This window comes from Niabella sp. ZPM-14 (assembly GCF_055693045.2).
Genome location: NZ_CM181148.1, coordinates 753,060 through 768,788 on the forward strand (window position 1 = coordinate 753,060; position 15,729 = coordinate 768,788).

At 48.0% G+C, this 15,729-nt stretch carries 17 protein-coding genes; 7 read left to right on the forward strand and 10 right to left on the reverse strand.

The window, feature by feature from the left end:
* Positions 1-44: 44 nt before the first annotated feature.
* Positions 45-746, reverse strand: coding sequence for a DUF421 domain-containing protein (locus tag ACU37H_RS03120; protein WP_472702903.1), 702 nt, complete (start codon positions 744-746; stop codon positions 45-47).
* Complete coding sequence (locus ACU37H_RS03125; RefSeq protein WP_472702904.1) at positions 739-1,434, reverse strand: DUF421 domain-containing protein; 696 nt, start codon at positions 1,432-1,434, stop codon at positions 739-741. The genes ACU37H_RS03120 and ACU37H_RS03125 overlap by 8 nt, the downstream gene beginning before the upstream one ends.
* A 242-nt stretch (positions 1,435-1,676) precedes the next feature.
* Between ACU37H_RS03125 and ACU37H_RS03130 the strand changes: the two genes are divergently transcribed.
* Complete coding sequence (locus ACU37H_RS03130) at positions 1,677-1,940, forward strand: hypothetical protein (protein ID WP_472702905.1); 264 nt, start codon at positions 1,677-1,679, stop codon at positions 1,938-1,940.
* A gap of 29 nt (positions 1,941-1,969) precedes the next feature.
* On the opposite strand, the gene ACU37H_RS03135 is transcribed toward ACU37H_RS03130, so the two are convergent.
* Positions 1,970-2,800, reverse strand: coding sequence for an MBL fold metallo-hydrolase (locus ACU37H_RS03135; RefSeq protein WP_472702906.1), 831 nt, complete (start codon positions 2,798-2,800; stop codon positions 1,970-1,972).
* Between the two features lie 186 nt (positions 2,801-2,986).
* Between ACU37H_RS03135 and ACU37H_RS03140 the strand changes: the two genes are divergently transcribed.
* Both ACU37H_RS03140 and ACU37H_RS03145 read left to right on the forward strand, forming a co-directional pair.
* Positions 2,987-3,184: a hypothetical protein gene (locus ACU37H_RS03140; RefSeq protein WP_472702907.1), complete on the forward strand. Its 198-nt coding sequence runs from the start codon at positions 2,987-2,989 to the stop codon at positions 3,182-3,184.
* 72 nt (positions 3,185-3,256) lie between these two features.
* Complete coding sequence (locus ACU37H_RS03145; protein ID WP_494407582.1) at positions 3,257-3,508, forward strand: hypothetical protein; 252 nt, start codon at positions 3,257-3,259, stop codon at positions 3,506-3,508.
* 40 nt (positions 3,509-3,548) lie between these two features.
* Here ACU37H_RS03145 and ACU37H_RS03150 read toward each other — a convergent pair whose 3' ends face one another.
* The 3 genes from ACU37H_RS03150 to ACU37H_RS03160 all read right to left on the reverse strand — a co-directional run bounded on the left by ACU37H_RS03150 (position 3,549) and on the right by ACU37H_RS03160 (position 5,041).
* Positions 3,549-3,758: a hypothetical protein gene (locus ACU37H_RS03150; RefSeq protein WP_472702909.1), complete on the reverse strand. Its 210-nt coding sequence runs from the start codon at positions 3,756-3,758 to the stop codon at positions 3,549-3,551.
* A 59-nt stretch (positions 3,759-3,817) separates the two neighbouring features.
* Positions 3,818-4,024 (reverse strand): hypothetical protein, encoded by a 207-nt coding sequence (locus ACU37H_RS03155; RefSeq protein WP_472702910.1) that lies wholly within the window; start codon positions 4,022-4,024, stop codon positions 3,818-3,820.
* Positions 4,025-4,195: 171 nt separating this feature from the next.
* A complete protein-coding gene (locus ACU37H_RS03160; RefSeq protein ID WP_472702911.1) occupies positions 4,196-5,041 on the reverse strand; it encodes a helix-turn-helix domain-containing protein in 846 nt (281 codons plus the stop codon).
* Between the two features lie 140 nt (positions 5,042-5,181).
* Here ACU37H_RS03160 and ACU37H_RS03165 point away from each other — a divergent pair, with 140 nt between their 5' ends.
* From ACU37H_RS03165 to dnaG, 3 genes are all read left to right on the forward strand, one after another.
* Positions 5,182-6,147: a phytanoyl-CoA dioxygenase family protein gene (locus tag ACU37H_RS03165; RefSeq protein ID WP_472702912.1), complete on the forward strand. Its 966-nt coding sequence runs from the start codon at positions 5,182-5,184 to the stop codon at positions 6,145-6,147.
* Positions 6,148-6,447: 300 nt separating this feature from the next.
* Positions 6,448-7,248: a 3-keto-disaccharide hydrolase gene (locus ACU37H_RS03170; protein WP_472702913.1), complete on the forward strand. Its 801-nt coding sequence runs from the start codon at positions 6,448-6,450 to the stop codon at positions 7,246-7,248.
* 89 nt (positions 7,249-7,337) lie between these two features.
* Positions 7,338-9,362, forward strand: a complete 2,025-nt coding sequence (gene dnaG, locus ACU37H_RS03175) for a DNA primase (protein ID WP_472702914.1) — start codon at positions 7,338-7,340, stop codon at positions 9,360-9,362.
* Positions 9,363-9,518: 156 nt separating this feature from the next.
* Here the strand turns inward: dnaG and ACU37H_RS03180 are convergent, their stop codons facing one another.
* The 4 genes from ACU37H_RS03180 to ACU37H_RS03195 all read right to left on the reverse strand — a co-directional run bounded on the left by ACU37H_RS03180 (position 9,519) and on the right by ACU37H_RS03195 (position 12,452).
* Positions 9,519-10,748: an RNA polymerase sigma factor gene (locus ACU37H_RS03180; protein WP_472702915.1), complete on the reverse strand. Its 1,230-nt coding sequence runs from the start codon at positions 10,746-10,748 to the stop codon at positions 9,519-9,521.
* A complete protein-coding gene (locus ACU37H_RS03185; protein WP_472702916.1) occupies positions 10,749-11,090 on the reverse strand; it encodes a YciI family protein in 342 nt (113 codons plus the stop codon). It lies immediately after the preceding gene.
* 34 nt (positions 11,091-11,124) lie between these two features.
* A complete protein-coding gene (locus ACU37H_RS03190) occupies positions 11,125-11,592 on the reverse strand; it encodes a carboxymuconolactone decarboxylase family protein (RefSeq protein WP_472702917.1) in 468 nt (155 codons plus the stop codon).
* A 212-nt stretch (positions 11,593-11,804) separates the two neighbouring features.
* A complete protein-coding gene (locus ACU37H_RS03195; protein WP_472702918.1) occupies positions 11,805-12,452 on the reverse strand; it encodes a hypothetical protein in 648 nt (215 codons plus the stop codon).
* Positions 12,453-13,029: 577 nt separating this feature from the next.
* On the opposite strand from ACU37H_RS03195, the gene mutS reads away from it, so the two are divergent.
* Entirely contained in the window at positions 13,030-15,672 is a 2,643-nt protein-coding gene (mutS, locus tag ACU37H_RS03200; RefSeq protein ID WP_472702919.1) for a DNA mismatch repair protein MutS, read from the forward strand.
* The last annotated feature ends 57 nt before the right edge of the window (positions 15,673-15,729 follow it).

Consider the following 15,729-nt stretch of genomic DNA (forward strand, 5'->3'; position numbering starts at 1 on the left):
CTACCTCACTTTACGAACACCATCATCAAAAGCCACGGGCTCCTTTAATGATCGCCCTGGTAAAAGTTGATCGTTGTAACCGCCGCCTGGTGGCGTGTATCTCCGCAATTGCAGCATTTCCCGGAAGACCATTCTTTACTGCCACACACATAGCATACTTCTTCTGAAGATCTGGGAAACAGTTTCCTGAAGTCATAATCATGTTCGGGAATGATCAGCAGACCGGCCTTTTCTTCTTTTTCCCGGATGATCGTGAAACTGCCGCTGGCCTCGATAAACAGGCGTTTCACTTCGCCCAGGTGAACAATCTTCTCTGACCGGAGCGTGGAAAAAACGCGTTCCCGCGTCAGTGTCATTTTTTTCAGCATGCCCATATTTACCACACCATCTTTTACCAGCATGTCAATACTGCCCAATGCCCTGGACTCGAACTTCTGTTTGCGTCCCGCGCGCCGTGCAATCCCTCCGCCCACCAGCAATACTATTAAGGCGATGATGATCGTCGGTATTAAACCCCGTTCCGGCGCCTGGATGGGCGTGGCGACCGCAACGCCCAGCGTGATAAGGGATACCCGCTCGACCCGGTTGAGCTGCCCCGACATCCGGCTGCCCATCAGTCTCATCGCGATCATAAAGACGAGGAATATAAACAATGTGCGGATCACGATCTCTATGAAAAATTCAGGAGGGGCTTCCCCGATGATGATGCGCATCCAGTCATCGATCTTGATTTCTTTTTTATCCATCGGTTGATGTTTTTATGGCCTGAATAAATTCTTTTCGCTGACAATGTGGGCACCGGGTTGCTTCTTTCGGGACAAGCGTGCCGCATTCTACGCAGGCGAGCTTATCGGATGGAGATTGGCCTTCTAAAAGCTCAAGGCTTTCTTCCTGGGGGAAGATCGATAAACCTTCACACTCGCCGGAATATGCCAATATGGTAAAGACGCCGCGCGCCTCCAGGTACATGCGCTTGACCTCGCCCAGGTTGAATACATTTTTATTCCGGAGGACTGCAAATACCTGTTGCTTAGATAGCCGGTTCTTTCTCAGCGTCGCTTCCTTCAGCACGCCATCTTTAACCAGGATATTGACCTTCCCGTGTGTCAGCTGTTCAACCTTTTTGTTTTTGAAGGCCCAGTAATTAATGCCTCTTTGAAATATGACAGCAAGCAACAAAGCGAGAAAGGCCTGCAATATACCGCGTTCCGGAATTTGCATAGGCACCGATATGATCGCACCGAGCGTAAGCAATACGCCCATATCGGTATGATTAAGCTGTCCGGTCATTCGTTTGCCCAGCAACTTCATGGTGAGCAACAAGGCGAAAAATATAATGAGCGAGCGCACCAACACTTCTAACATGAACTCCGGCGGTACGTTGCCAAACAAGATGCGTTCCAGATCATTGAGGTGAATCTCTTCTTTTTTCATTCTTATATGTTATGGATGAGATGATAACTTGCCGATCGAGGTGTGACCGAAAATCGACAATCCGCGCGTGGATGGTGAAACTGATTCCCCACCTGCCGGTGGCCCTCGTTTTTTGAGTTGTAAAAAAGTGGATGTGAATGATAACGTTGCGTGAACGGGATTCCGCTGAAAGCCGGTCGGCACAGGACTTGTGTAGATACCGTATAAAAGAATCTTTTGTAACCCTGACAAAATGTATACGTATGCAACACCACACGACTACGATGACACCTACCTCTAAACCTTTATCCTGGCAGCATTACGGCCGTATCCAAAGCGCCAGCGTACAATCATGGCTTTTTAAGATCGACAAGAATGACGGGAACTTCGAGCTTTTCTTATCCAATCCGCTGGAAGAATACTTTATCGGCCGTTTTCCTAACGAAAGAGCCGCCAAGCATCAGGCGGACCGGCTACTTAGAACGATCATTCAGCGTCCTTCCCCTACCGGAGCGGGTGGCATGTAGCAACATCGCTACATGCCCTGGCCATCACGCTACACAAACGCACCGTATTCGGGTTTTGCGATTTCGTCAAACATATTAACCAGGCGATCCAGGCCCTCGGACAGCGCTTGTCCCTCCATCGCCTGCCCATGCCCGGGAATTACAAGTTTCGGATGCAGGTCCCGAAGCTTTACGATAGATGTATAAGCCTTATCCCAGTCTGTCGTAAAATACCGGGGCGGGCCGTTGACTTCGATGTCCTGGATGAGCACTTTATATAACGCATCCTGGCGGACGGTCACGAATGCATCACCGGAAAGCAAAACGCCGTCGCTTTCGCGGAACAAGGCGATCTGACCGGGCGCGTGACCAGGCGTGGGGATCCAACGCCAGTCGGGCAGAAAAGGTACGGTGCCATCCCAGGGCAACGCGATGAGGCGGTCTTTAATATCGATGGATTGATGCGGGTAAATGGAAGCCATTTTTGCCAACATACCGCCTTGTACAGTATTATCGGGTTCGGGGTAATCCTGCTCGCCGGTGAGATAGGGAAACTCCAGGATATGGGCGTATACCGGCACATTCCATTTTTCCAGCAGGTGTACAATATTACCGACATGATCAAAGTGGCCATGAGTCAGGATGATCGCCTGCGGCTGGCTTCCTTCACCAAATCTGTCGTAAGCAAGCTGTTCAATTTCTTCGCCGCAATGGGGCATGCCGGTATCTATCAACACCCAATCATTACTGCCGGGCGCTCCGATCATTACCACATTCACAATCTGATTCGTATAATAAAAAATGTCCGGGCGCAGCTCCCGGCCCGAATTGCTTTTTACCGAAGTAACCGGTATGAATTTGTCATCATCACTCTGTTTCATGCATCATTTTTTTTTGAATGTTATACGAAAGACCTAAACAATTATATCGCCACTTTAAGACGCCGCCGGCCCCGCAACGTTTGGAAGTGTTACCAGCGATACCGACAGGCATCTGAGACAGAAAACCCGCTCAGCGACTGCAGCTTACCTTCGTAGGCCCGCACTGCATCTCCTCCGCATAAGCAATTGGGACATAATATTTTCCGTAAAAGCACTCAAAATCAACCAGGCAGCGCGCTTCAGCCCAAAGATGTATTTATTTTTTTTGTCCGTTCCCGGAAGGAAAATGGTCAGCATGTCACACCACCGCTGCAAATGGAATTCCTTCCCCAAATTGAGCAACTGATGTATCAGCAGGCCCGTTACGACCTGGCAGCGCTGTAGGGCGCAGGCCTTTTCGAGACAGGCATGCTTTGTGAAGATTCAGGTAAATGACTTGTTTGACTTAAAATATGGATGATGCAGTTAGGACCCCGCATATTAAAGATTCTGAATAAAGCCTATGCCCCAAAAACCATGGTGGAACAGCGTTTCGAGAGATATGACCTGATGTTCATGACGAACGATGAGGGCATGCCGGTGCTGCTTTTCATGGGTAAAAAACAGCCTGACGGAAGGATCAAAGGAGATCGCTTCGCCAGGCGGTTGCTCAAAAAAGAGCAAATAGTGATTAAAGATCATTGGGATTATAAAGGCCGCACTTTCTGAAAGCGCTGCCAGACGGCTACCCGTATCAGATGCGCCAACTTTATTGATTCTGCGTAGAATCAACGCTGGAGCTTCTTCCAACGGCGACAGTGTCGGTCGTGGTATTTTGCGATACCGTATCTGCTGTTGCGCCCCGGTCAATATTCCGGATCTCTGAGCTTACACTATCTTCCAATCCAGGCTCTTCCGTGGGCGCATTGTTACAGGCCGCGAAAAAAACGATGCCTGCAACTATCAGTACATATTTCATTCTGTTGATTTTTAAGGTTTAAAAAATTGACTTCCGGTGTTGTTATCTGTAATGGCCTGTTAGTCATCAAAGTCGTCGTTACGATTGCGCTTTCCGCTGTTACCTCCCTTACCGCCTTTAATGGTATCCCGCTCGTCCAGCTCTTCGGGATTTCCTTCTGCCCCATAGTCATCCGTTTCTTCAGTATTGAAATTATCGTTGGCGTTTCTTCCGGTCGCGCCGGGCGTCGCATCTTGATTGTCCTTTGTTTTTTTATTAGTGTCCATGTTAATGCTTTTAATTTGATCAATAGGTTTCGTAACAACAGGGACAATGAGTATGCCGAAATGCCGGGGACTGTAATCACCTCCCCTCACCCCACTGACCGGCGGCATCTGTGAGCAATTGATGAAAGCTCACGTGATCAGCCGCTACCAGGCAACAGGCTTCTCCAAATGTCAGGTCTGGGAAAAGCGTTTTTTAAAACCCGAAGGATTTTCTCCGACAATCTTTTTAAACAACTTATTGAAATAGGATAGACTTTCAAAGCCGACTTCGTAACAGGCTTCGGTAACAGTCCCTCCTTTTAACAGCAGGGTCTTGGCCTGGGTGATCCTATACTGGTTTACAAAATCTGTGAAAGTGACATTGGTCTGCTTCTTAAAATAGCGGCAAAAGGCTGCAGTGCTCAAACAGACTTGCGAAGCGATGATATTTACGTCTGTCTTTTTATCGTAATTCGCATGGATATAGTCATAGACCGTTCCCATTCTGACTTTATCATGTGGGAAAAGCCCGACACTGGTATCCCGCTCGTTGAGCGTTGTGATCTCATCAGATTTCGCCAATAGCTGCAATACTTCGATCAGGTTGATCAGTTGCTCGAAGTGAGACAGGCTTTGCATTTGCTTTAATCTGCCTGCCACTTCCCGCTTGATCACATCCCCGAAAGAGAGCCCGAGCGCCGCCTTTTTTAAAAGGGTATGGATCTGCGAAAACTCCGGCGTTTCCTGAAATGCATTTCCTAAAAACGGTTCCTTTAACTGAACGACTATCTGGTGATAATCGGTCTCTATCCCATAATCAAAATTCAGGTGAGGAACATTAGGTCCGATCAGAACCAGATCACTACCTACGAAACTGGACACATGCTGCCCCACATGCCGGATGCCGGCAACGGCCTCTACAAAAACCAGCTCGTATTCAGGATGATAATGCCAGTAAAAATAATTTTTCAGACTTGGCTGAAAAATCTTGAATGATTGCCCCGGCCCGGGAAGTACTATCTCTTTTTGAATCTTCATTTTTGCTCTTTAAATATAGAAAAAATCGGCAAAAAGTATAAACCGGTCAATACAGAGCAAAAAATGGTCATTGCAACGGAAGTCATGGCCAGCGCGGTTAAGGACCTTTGCTATATTCTATCACATTTAAAGCAAGTCATATGAAACAAGAAACAACACCTGTAATGTTCCCCGATGTTCATAAAGAGATTCCGGGTAACCCGTCCACGTCGAAGACCAGTAAAATCAAGCTGAATGACAGGAGCAACGGCGTGCCGCTCCGGATGCTATCAGAAGAAGACTGGAAATTCTGGGAGCACAATGGTTATATCGTCGTCAAAAATGCGGTACCGAAAACCCAGACGGCACGACTGGCCAATTTTTTATGGGAATTTGAAGAGAAAGACCCCAATGATCCGGCCACCTGGTACACGCAACCCCGCGCAGCCATGAAAATGAAAGAACTCACGAACACCGGGATGGTCGAGGTATACAACCACCAATATTTATGGGATAACCGGCAGTACCCCAAAGTGCACCAGGCATTTACCGATATCTGGGGAACCGAAAAACTGTGGGTAACGATCGATCGATGCAATTTAAATTTCCCGATCCGGGAAGGACACGAATACAAAGGATTTATACACTGGGATTATGATCCTGAAACCAACCCGCAAAATGTCCAGGGCGTTTTGGCGCTGGCTGATCAGGTTGATGAAAATATGGGCGGCTTTCAGTGCGTGCCGGAACTTTACCGCGAATATGAAACATGGAAGTTGACACAGCCGGAAGACCGGGATCACTTTAAACCCGATGTAAGCGGCTTTGAAATCGTTAAAGTGCCTATGAACGCCGGCGATCTGCTCATCTTTAACAGTAAACAACCCCACGGAATACGTGCCAATACCAGCGGGAATAAGATCAGGATGGCACAGTATATCTCCATGATGCCGGCCGAAGAAGATAATGAGCCGCTTCGCCAGTGGCGTATCTCATCCTGGAGGGAAAGGCGCGCGCCGGAAGGATTTGCGTTCCCCGGCGACCCTCGAAACTGGGAGCAAACTAAATATCCAACCGCCGAACTGTCTCCACTGGGCAGAAAGCTTTTAGGTCTTGATCAATGGTGATGATTACCCGTAAGCGGCAGTAGCCACGGCTGCTGCTGCTTATAAAAAATTATCTTATGTGTTTAAAATCTTCTAAAAACACTTCGGGCTGCATGTCCTGTAAAATGGCCCATCCTTGCAAGAAAAGGCAGGAGCGGCTTTTTACAGATCTGGGATCACCAACGATTTCCCTTCTCCATGCTGCTCCCCTGGCAACTGAAACGGCTCCGGTCCATTTAAAAAAGAATGCCGATGAATTTCGGGTAGTGTCGGGCATTGTATCCGCCAAAAAAGTTTAATTTGCCTTAAACTTTTCCACTAATGCACAAGATTCTTTTTTCCATCTTCTTACTGTTCTCGCTTGTTGTCGTGTTGGGCTGCGCTTCTAAGGCATCGAAAAAAACTGAGCTGCAACAGGGTTGGGTAAAGCTTTTCAACGGCAAGGACCTGAACGACTGGTTCGTGAAGATCCACCATTATGAAACGGGCGACAACTACGCCAACACCTTTCGCGTGGAAGATGGCATGATCAAAGTGCGGTATGACCAGTATGATGTGTTCAATGAAAAATACGGGCACTTATATTACAAGACACCTTTTTCCAAATATCATTTGAAGCTGGAATACCGGTTCACCGGTGAATGGCGCAAAGACGCGCCGTCCTATACAATCCTGAACAGCGGCGTTATGTATCACAGCCAGGACCCGCGAACGATGCCTAAAGAGCAGGACTGGCCGATCTCTGTGGAGATGCAGTTCCTGGCAGGCCTTCCCGATGGCAAACCCCGTCCCACCGGGAATATGTGTTCGCCTGGTACGGAGATCGTCTACCAGGGGGCGCTTTATAACGGTCACTGTCTCAACTCCAGCTCCAAAACGTATCCGCCCGGCGAATGGGTGAAGGCAGAACTGATCGTATTGGCAGATTCGCTGATCACCCACGTCATTAATGGAGATACGGTGTTGCAATATTCAAAACCCAGCATCGGCGGCGGCGTGGCCAACCGGTACGACCCGGCACAAAAAACCGACGGCAAACCTCTGACCCGCGGTTATATTGCCTTGCAAAGCGAAGGACAGGAAATTGACTTCAGGAATATTGAATTGAAGGAATTACATTAATTGCCCCGGGCAGTGTCATCGCGATAGTGACAGATAACCCGAACCGCGTCAGCATACCTTCTTTGCCATACTATTTGTAATTTAGCGCCTTGATTTCTCAAAATACCATACAGGAAATACTTTCCCGCATTGACATTATTGATGTGGTGGGAGAGTTTGTGAAGCTGAAAAAGAGAGGCGCTAACTATCTTGGTAACTGTCCTTTCCATAATGAGAAGACCCCCTCGTTTACGGTGTCTCCTTCCAAAGAGATCTATAAATGTTTCGGCTGCGGAAAGAGCGGCAACACGATCAGCTTTGTGATGGAGCATGAAAAGTATAGCTACGTAGAAGCGCTGAAATGGCTGGCCGCGAAATATGGTGTGGAAGTGGAAGAGACCTTTGTCAGCCAGGAGCAAAAAGAACAATATCAAACGGCTGACAGCCTCTTTATTATCAACAGTTTCGCTGAAAAATTTTTTATCGATCAGCTGTTTCAAACAGAAGAAGGCCGGGACATCGGGCTGAGCTATTTTAAAGAACGGGGATTCCGGGAAGGGATCATCGAAAAATTCCGGTTGGGTTACGCTCCCGAAGCCAGAACGGCTTTTACCGACGAGGCGCTGACGAACCAGTACAACAGGGACCTGCTGCTCAAATCGGGCCTGATTGCGGAGCGTGGCGGACAGCTGCAGGATAATTACCGCGGACGGGTGATCTTCCCTATTCACAACAATAGCGGCAAGGTCATCGGTTTTGGCGCCCGCATCTTAAAAACCAATGAAAAGGCGCCAAAATATATTAACACGCCTGAAAACGAGCTCTACGTAAAAAGCAAGATTCTTTATGGCTCTTATTTCGCACGAACGGCCATTGACAAGGCCGATGAGTGCCTGCTTGTGGAAGGTTATACCGACGTGGTATCGCTGCACCAGGCAGGCATTGAAAATGTAGTAGCTTCGGGCGGAACTTCGCTGACCGTTGATCAGCTGCGCCTGGTGAAGAAATACACTAATAACCTCACGATCATCTATGACGGAGACAGCGCTGGTGTCAAGGCGGCGCTCCGCGGGCTGGATCTCGCGCTGGAAGAAGGGTTGAATGTGAAGCTGGTATTGATCCCCGACGGAGAAGACCCTGACAGTTATGTGAACAAAGTCGGCGCGTCTACCTTCGTGGATTTTGTACAGACCAATAAAAAAGATTTTATTCTTTTCCAGCTGGAACTTTCGCTGAAAGATGTAGGCAGTGACCCGGTGAAGAAATCGGAGCTGGTAAATAAAATCGCAGAATCCATTTCCCGCGTTAATAAGGCGGAAGACTTTACGAAACAGCAAGATTATATCAAGCAATCTGCCAGTATACTGAACATCGATGAGGTCGGCCTGAATGCGCTGGTGAACAAATACATCCGGGATCGCCTGTCCATGCAGGAAAGAAAATCGGCAGCCACGGATCCCGATAAGCAAACGATTGCGCAGGCCGAAGCGTCGAATTTTGACGACAACACTTTCGACATGTTGTTTAAAGACCAGCTCCAGGAGCGGGAACTGGCGCGCATCCTGCTGGAATATGGCAGCCGGCCCTGGGATGAACAAACCCTGACGGCAGAATTTGTCTTCAACGAAATTGATGAGCTCGACATCGAAGATAAAGATGTCTACCACCTCGTTCACACGATCAAATTGCTGCTACAGAACCGTCCGGAACAGTTTAACGATAAATACTTTATTTATAACGACGATAAGGCCCTGAGCACGTTTGTGATCTCTATATTGAACCACCCTTACGAGGAAAGCAAAAAGTGGATTGAGAAGGCGGGACAGAATATGGGTTACCAACGATCCTTGTTTCAGCAAGCCTATGACGAATTTGTGAGAACCGTAGCGGACGGCAACGAAGAAGAATTGAACCGTTACAAGCTCATTTCAGAAGACCGCACAAAAGACATTGTCATTTCTGCCATCCGCTACCTGAAGCTGAAAAAGATCAAACGCATGTTGCTGCAAAACCAGCAGGACATGGAACTGGATAAGAAATTTGAAAAGTTTCCGGAGCTGCATTTTATTCACCGGTCGCTGAAAGACATGGAGCGGGAAATAACCGACCAATTGGGTACGGTGATCTTACACTAAACTATAAGGGTGCATGATTCTTTTATTTTTACCACAGAGACCTCAAAGAGAATACACAAAGAAGCACAGAGAAAAAAAATAAAAATGTGATGCACACGATCGTCAGGAAACTAACAGAGATCAAGATTTAACTAAACTCAATGGTTTTCTCTGCCCTTAAGACCGGTTCAGCGCTGCAATGTGCGCCGCGATTAACTTTTTCTCCGGATCTGTAACCGCTAATGTCAGCGCTTTTTCAAAATGAGCGAGGGCTAACGCATGGTCGACCCCTTCATGAAGTTTGCCCAGTAACATATAATAAAAATGGTTTCGGCCGGTCCGAATACTTTCAGCAGCTTGTATAGCGGCTGCCTTTCCCTGCACTTTGGACAAGACATAGATCCGGTTCAAAGCCGCCATAGGCGCGTCTTCCAGCGCCAGTAGTTCGTCATAGAGCTGCAAAACCGTTCTCCATTTTTGGGGTGAATCCTCCCGGATTGTATGCCAGCTCGCGATCGCGGCTTCAAGATGGTATTTAGACAACGCTTCGCCAGCGCAGGCTATTTTCAGGTAATGGCGGCCGCGAAGTATCAGTTCATCGTTCCAAAGGCTGGTATCCTGATCTTTATATAAGATCAATTCGCCGTCACCGTTCAAACGCGCTTCAAATCGTGAAACATGAAAGCACATGAGTGATATTAAGGCATTGGCAGCCGCGGTATTGGTGATGGCATTGCTGATCAGCAGATGGCAAAGCCGCATTGCTTCCCAACACAGATCTTTGCGCAACACACTGTTTTGTGAAGTGGAATAATATCCTTCGTTGAACAAGAGATAGAGCATGGCCAGTACCGTGTCCATCCTATCGTTGATCTGATCGATGGTCGGGTAAGCAAGATCGATCTTTTCCTTTTTTAATGTCTCCTTAGAACGCTGGATCCTTTTATAAATGACTTCTTTATTGGTGAGGAAAGCATCTGCAATTTCCCGCGCGCCAAAGCCGCAAAGGAGGTTCAATGCCAGCGCGACCTGCGCCTCCCGGTTGAGGGCCGGATGACAAACAGCGAACATCATGGCCAGTTGGCTGTCGTTGATGTTCTTTTCAGAAAAATCAGGAGCGGCCCAGACATCCGCATTCTTGCTGAGGTCTGCGGCTATTTTTGCATCAAACAGCGCGATGCGCTGCAAATGGTTTTTCGTCTTGTTCTTGGCAACGGTGTACAGCCAGGCAACGGGATTTTCGGGAACCCCCTTTTGACCCCAGAGCTCCGTGGCGGTGAGGAAGGTATCGCTCACCAGGTCTTCCGCGGTTTCGATATGTTTCAAACCAAATAAGGAACAGAGCACAGCAACGATCTTCCTGTACTCTGTTCTGAATAGATGCGGTATCAGTTCCTGCTGCTGCATTTACAAGGCTTTGATGGCTCTCACTTCCACGTTGCCGCCGTAGCGAAAGACCGGGCAATCTTTCGCCAGCTCGGTTGCTTCTTCAATGGAGGCCGCGGTAACGATGATATAACCGCCTATCGCTTCTTTCAACTCCATGTAAGGCCCGTCTGTAACGATATTGCCGGGCTTTACAACTTTACCTGACCATTCCAGGCGATTGCCGCGGTTGTTTAAACGGTTGCGCGCAGCGATGCCGGAGATCCAGTCGATCCATCTTTGTGTGTCGGCCTGCATTTCTTCGGGCGACAATTGGGGAATGTTGTTTTCGTCCCTTCTGAATATAAATAGGAAATCATTCATAAAAGTTGTTTTAAAGTGGAAAGTTAAAGTACGGTTATTTAACGGCAAACTGTCCGGGTTGATAAGTTCCGACAGGAGCTCCAAACGCGATGTTGAACCGGTTATAAGTATTGATCGTCGTGACGGCCAGTGTCAGGTCTACCATTTCTTCTTCTGTAAATTGTTCAGTAGCCTGCTGGTAAACCGCGTCCGGCACCTCCCCATGCTCCAGGGTGGTTAGCGCTTCTGCCCATGATAAAGCCGCCCGTTCCTGATCAGAATAAAACGGCGCTTCTCTCCAGGCCGCCACTACAAAAAGCTTTTGTTCCGGCGCGCCTGCTGCCAGCAGATCTTTGGCGTGCATATCCAAACAAAAGGCACAGCCGTTCATTTGTGAAACCCGGAAATATACCAGGTGTAAAATTTTCTTGTCGATAGTGGATTTGGCCAGGTGCATCGCTACCGGTGATAGTGCTTTTAACACAGTGCCGCCTTTCTGTAAAAAATTAATTCTTTGTCCCATTTCTAAAAGTTTATGATGATAAAGCTTTATGACAATCGACACTTTTAAAACTGGACAGGAGGGGTAAACTTTTTTTAAAAAAACTTTAAGCGAAGATATTATTCAGGTATGCCGGCCTTCCTGCCAGGATTACGGTGTTCGACGGGACGAACTCTTATTAAAGGAGCCTGTTTGATAAACGGGACCGCGCCGGCGGGACGTATTCTGCACTTTTATTTAAGGATGACGCCCCACTCTGCCGCATGATAACCCGTTCTGGGCACTTTACCGGAGATGGTGTGGCCGCGTAGATAAACCGGCGTGTCACGCCCTTCTACCACGTAAAAAAGTCTTAAAAAATGTTCAGGCTCACTCGAGAAGTGAACGCGAATCAATGGTTCTATCAGTGAGCGCTCCTGGGGATAAATACAGTAATAGTTGCTGTTTGTAAACCTTGGTATCCAATAATCAATAAAGTCCTGGATCTCATGCTCCCTGAATTGATAGGCTGCCAGGTTCTTTCTGAAAAACTGTTCGAGGTTATCCTTCCTGATCATCCATCCTGTTTCCTCTTGCCATTCGTCGGGCTGTTGGCTTTCATAAAACAGGTAATCATATTTCCCATCAATTTTCCCTTCGGGCGTTACGTGCACATTCCAACCGGCACCATAATCGGGAATGGACTCGACGACGTTTCCTCCTTTGGGAAAGCTCAGCTTCACTGCCAGCTGGATGGGTTGGAGTGGATAAATGTAGAGATTCGGTTTGTAAACCAGAGTGCAGTCCTTGCATTTTTCAGGCTCGGGGTCTTTTTTACGGCAGCCGGTCATCAGGCAGGTAACAGCAACCAGCAAATAAGCCATTCTTGTAAAAAGGTTCATAACGTTTAGTTTCAGGTTTTTTATCCTAAACGGGCGATAACGGGTGCATAAGATTTTGTCCTGGGCGTTGTTTACACTTTTTTCATTCTGCGAAAGGGACGGAGCCGGATCATGTGTGACAACAAGAGCGATATTTCATGCCGGTCTTTGTGGCTTCAGCGGCCCCGCACTCATTCCTGGCGCTGGTAGCGCTTTCTGATCTGATGATTTGCCTGGTGCTTGCGTACGGAAACGGTCAGACGGAGACCGTCAGACCGGGTTAGGATATTATTTGAAATGTTCTGCTGAAAAATATTCAAAAGGTTAAACAACTTCCTACTCTGAGTGCTTTGCGAACAAATTTTTGCGCACTTTGCCGTAAAAAATCACATAAAAAGAAAAAATGTTATGCACCCGCAACAACTGCCAAACACAACAATACGATCATGATAGGCTTACCTGATATTTCAACAGGCTCAACAATTAAACAGATCATCACCTGCAACGATCTGATTGAATAATAACAAATAATCCACAAAGCCCGTTTGAGCGCGAAGAACCGGGGAGGAACAATTGCCATTCCTTATTTTTGTCGCCCATGTCAAAAGCGAAGAATCCTACAGAAACCCCGTTGATGCAGCAACATAAGGCTATTAAACAAAAATATCCTGATGCGGTGCTGTTGTTTCGTGTGGGCGATTTTTACGAAACCTTTGGCCAGGATGCCGTCGTTGCCTCGCAGGTGCTGGGCATTACGCTGACCAAAAGGAATAATGGCGCAGCGGCTTCGCTGGATCTGGCGGGGTTTCCCCATCATGCGCTGGACACTTACCTGCACAAGCTGGTGAAGGCGGGATACCGGGTAGCCATCTGCGACCAGCTGGAAGATCCCAAACAGGCGAAAGGTATTGTAAAGCGCGGGGTGACTGAAATGGTGACGCCCGGCACGGCTATCAATGACAAATTGCTGGAACACAAAAGCAATAATTTTCTCGCGGGACTTCATTTTGTGGATGACCATCATTTCGGACTGGCATTCCTGGACCTGTCGACGGGGGAATTTTTAATTGCGGAAGGTGACCGCGAATATGCTGACAAATTGCTGCAAAGCTTTTCTCCTTCGGAAGTGATCTTTCAGCGCCATCAACAGAAGAAATTCAAAGAGTTCTTTGGCGGCAAAATGTATGTCTACACGCTGGATGAATGGATCTTTGATGAAAACTACGCGCAGGATATTCTGTTGAAGCATTTCCAGACCCACTCGCTAAAGGGATTTGGCATTGAAGAACAAAAAGCCGGACTGACAGCAGCGGGCGCGATTATTCATTACCTGAAAGACACAGAACATCCCAACCTGCAACATATCACGTCGCTGCAAAGCATTCAACGAAATGATTTTTTGTGGATGGATCGCTTTACTATCCGTAACCTGGAATTGGTCAGCGGCAGCAGCGAAGGAAACCATACTTTATTAAAAACGCTGGACAACACCGCCTCCCCCATGGGCGCACGTATGTTGAAACGCTGGATATTGTTTCCTTTAACGAATATTCATAAGATCAACGAGCGGCTGGAACTGGTGGAAACCCTGATCAAAGAACCGGACCTGAGAAACGAACTGATACAGGGCATCAAGCATTGCGGGGATATTGAAAGACTGGTGGCGAAGATCCCCACGAAAAAAATTACGCCCCGCGAGGTACTGCAGCTCGCCAAAGGTTTGCAACAGGTGCATATCATCAAAGGCTTGTGCAGTCAACATGCTAATGCCTACCTGAAGCGCATAGGCGACGCATTGAACCCCTGCCCTGTCATCGCGGAAAAGATCTTGAAAGAGATCATCGAAAACCCTCCCGCCACCGCGGTCAAAGGCGGCTTTATCAGCCAGGGCATCAACACGACATTGGATGAGCTGCGCGACATATCGCAAAGCGGTAAAGCTTACTTATCTAAAATGCAGGCTACCGAGGCGGAGAAAACAGGGATCAATTCGTTAAAGATCGGATTCAACAACGTATTTGGTTATTACCTGGAAGTGACGAACAGCCACAAAAACCGCGTACCCGAAAGCTGGATCCGCAAGCAGACCCTGGCCAATGCTGAAAGATATATTACGCCGGAGCTGAAGGAGTACGAGGAAAAGATCACCGGCGCCGAAGAAAAAATATTGTCGCTGGAACAACAGTTATACGATCAGTTGCTGAACGAACTGTTTGACTACCTGCAACCGGTGCAAACCAATGGCAACCTGTTAGCGATCCTGGATTGTCTTTGCTGCTTTGCTTACAATGCGGTTCACTATCAATATAAAAAGCCGCAGTTGCATGAGGGTGACGACTGGCTGATCCGGGAGGCACGCCATCCCGTGATCGAACGCCATTTGCCGGTGGGAGAAAGTTATATTCATAACGATACGGAACTCAATAAAACGGATCAGCAGATCATTATTCTTACAGGGCCTAACATGAGTGGTAAATCTGCGCTGCTGCGGCAGACCGCGCTTGTTACCCTGATGGCGCACATCGGGAGCTTTGTGCCGGCGACGGAAGCAAAGATCTCGCTGACTGATAAGATCTTTACCCGGGTCGGCGCCTCGGACAATCTTAGCGGCGGCGAAAGTACCTTCATGGTGGAAATGAATGAAACAGCAGCCATTATCAATAATATTACGCCGCGCAGCCTGATCCTGCTCGACGAGATCGGGCGTGGCACTTCTACCTATGATGGCATCTCGATTGCCTGGAGCATTGTAGAACATTTACACCGGTCGCCTCATCAGCCGAAGACGCTGTTTGCAACGCATTACCACGAACTGAACGAGCTGGAGGAAAAGTTTGATCGCATCAAGAACTATCATATCACCAATAAGGAAGCCGGCAATAAAATTATCTTCCTGCGCAAACTGGCGCGGGGCGGCAGCACGCATAGCTTCGGTATTCATGTGGCGAAAATGGCGGGCATGCCTGCCTCCCTGATCAAGCGGGCTAACGAGATCCTGCAGCAACTGGAAGCGCAACATGTCAATGACGAGACGTCCGAAATACCGGAAGACCGGAAGCCGGAAAGTATTTCGGAAAAAGTAAAGCAGCTGAACACACCCCAGTTCCAGTTGTCTATTTTTGATGCGCATAGCCAGACCTTTGATGAGATCAGGCAATTACTGGCAGACATTGATATAAACCGCTTAACACCGGTAGAGGCTTTGCTGAAGCTGCAGGAGATCAAGAGCAAGATAAAATAGCTGAGGTCGAGCGAAGAAACCCCCACCTGGAACTGCGACTCAACGATCCTGCTCTCA

Bases quoted from the DNA above. Each gene is read 5' to 3' on its own strand.
- ACU37H_RS03120 (WP_472702903.1), bottom strand. From the start codon at position 746: ATGGATAAAAAAGAAATCAAGATCGATGACTGGATGCGCATCATCATC.
- ACU37H_RS03125 (WP_472702904.1), bottom strand. From the start codon at position 1,434: ATGAAAAAAGAAGAGATTCACCTCAATGATCTGGAACGCATCTTGTTT.
- ACU37H_RS03130 (WP_472702905.1), top strand. From the start codon at position 1,677: ATGCAACACCACACGACTACGATGACACCTACCTCTAAACCTTTATCC.
- ACU37H_RS03135 (WP_472702906.1), bottom strand. From the start codon at position 2,800: ATGAAACAGAGTGATGATGACAAATTCATACCGGTTACTTCGGTAAAA.
- ACU37H_RS03145 (WP_494407582.1), top strand. From the start codon at position 3,257: ATGATGCAGTTAGGACCCCGCATATTAAAGATTCTGAATAAAGCCTAT.
- ACU37H_RS03150 (WP_472702909.1), bottom strand. From the start codon at position 3,758: ATGAAATATGTACTGATAGTTGCAGGCATCGTTTTTTTCGCGGCCTGT.
- ACU37H_RS03155 (WP_472702910.1), bottom strand. From the start codon at position 4,024: ATGGACACTAATAAAAAAACAAAGGACAATCAAGATGCGACGCCCGGC.
- ACU37H_RS03160 (WP_472702911.1), bottom strand. From the start codon at position 5,041: ATGAAGATTCAAAAAGAGATAGTACTTCCCGGGCCGGGGCAATCATTC.
- ACU37H_RS03165 (WP_472702912.1), top strand. From the start codon at position 5,182: ATGAAACAAGAAACAACACCTGTAATGTTCCCCGATGTTCATAAAGAG.
- ACU37H_RS03170 (WP_472702913.1), top strand. From the start codon at position 6,448: ATGCACAAGATTCTTTTTTCCATCTTCTTACTGTTCTCGCTTGTTGTC.
- ACU37H_RS03180 (WP_472702915.1), bottom strand. From the start codon at position 10,748: ATGCAGCAGCAGGAACTGATACCGCATCTATTCAGAACAGAGTACAGG.
- ACU37H_RS03185 (WP_472702916.1), bottom strand. From the start codon at position 11,090: ATGAATGATTTCCTATTTATATTCAGAAGGGACGAAAACAACATTCCC.
- ACU37H_RS03190 (WP_472702917.1), bottom strand. From the start codon at position 11,592: ATGGGACAAAGAATTAATTTTTTACAGAAAGGCGGCACTGTGTTAAAA.
- ACU37H_RS03195 (WP_472702918.1), bottom strand. From the start codon at position 12,452: ATGAACCTTTTTACAAGAATGGCTTATTTGCTGGTTGCTGTTACCTGC.
- mutS (WP_472702919.1), top strand. From the start codon at position 13,030: ATGTCAAAAGCGAAGAATCCTACAGAAACCCCGTTGATGCAGCAACAT.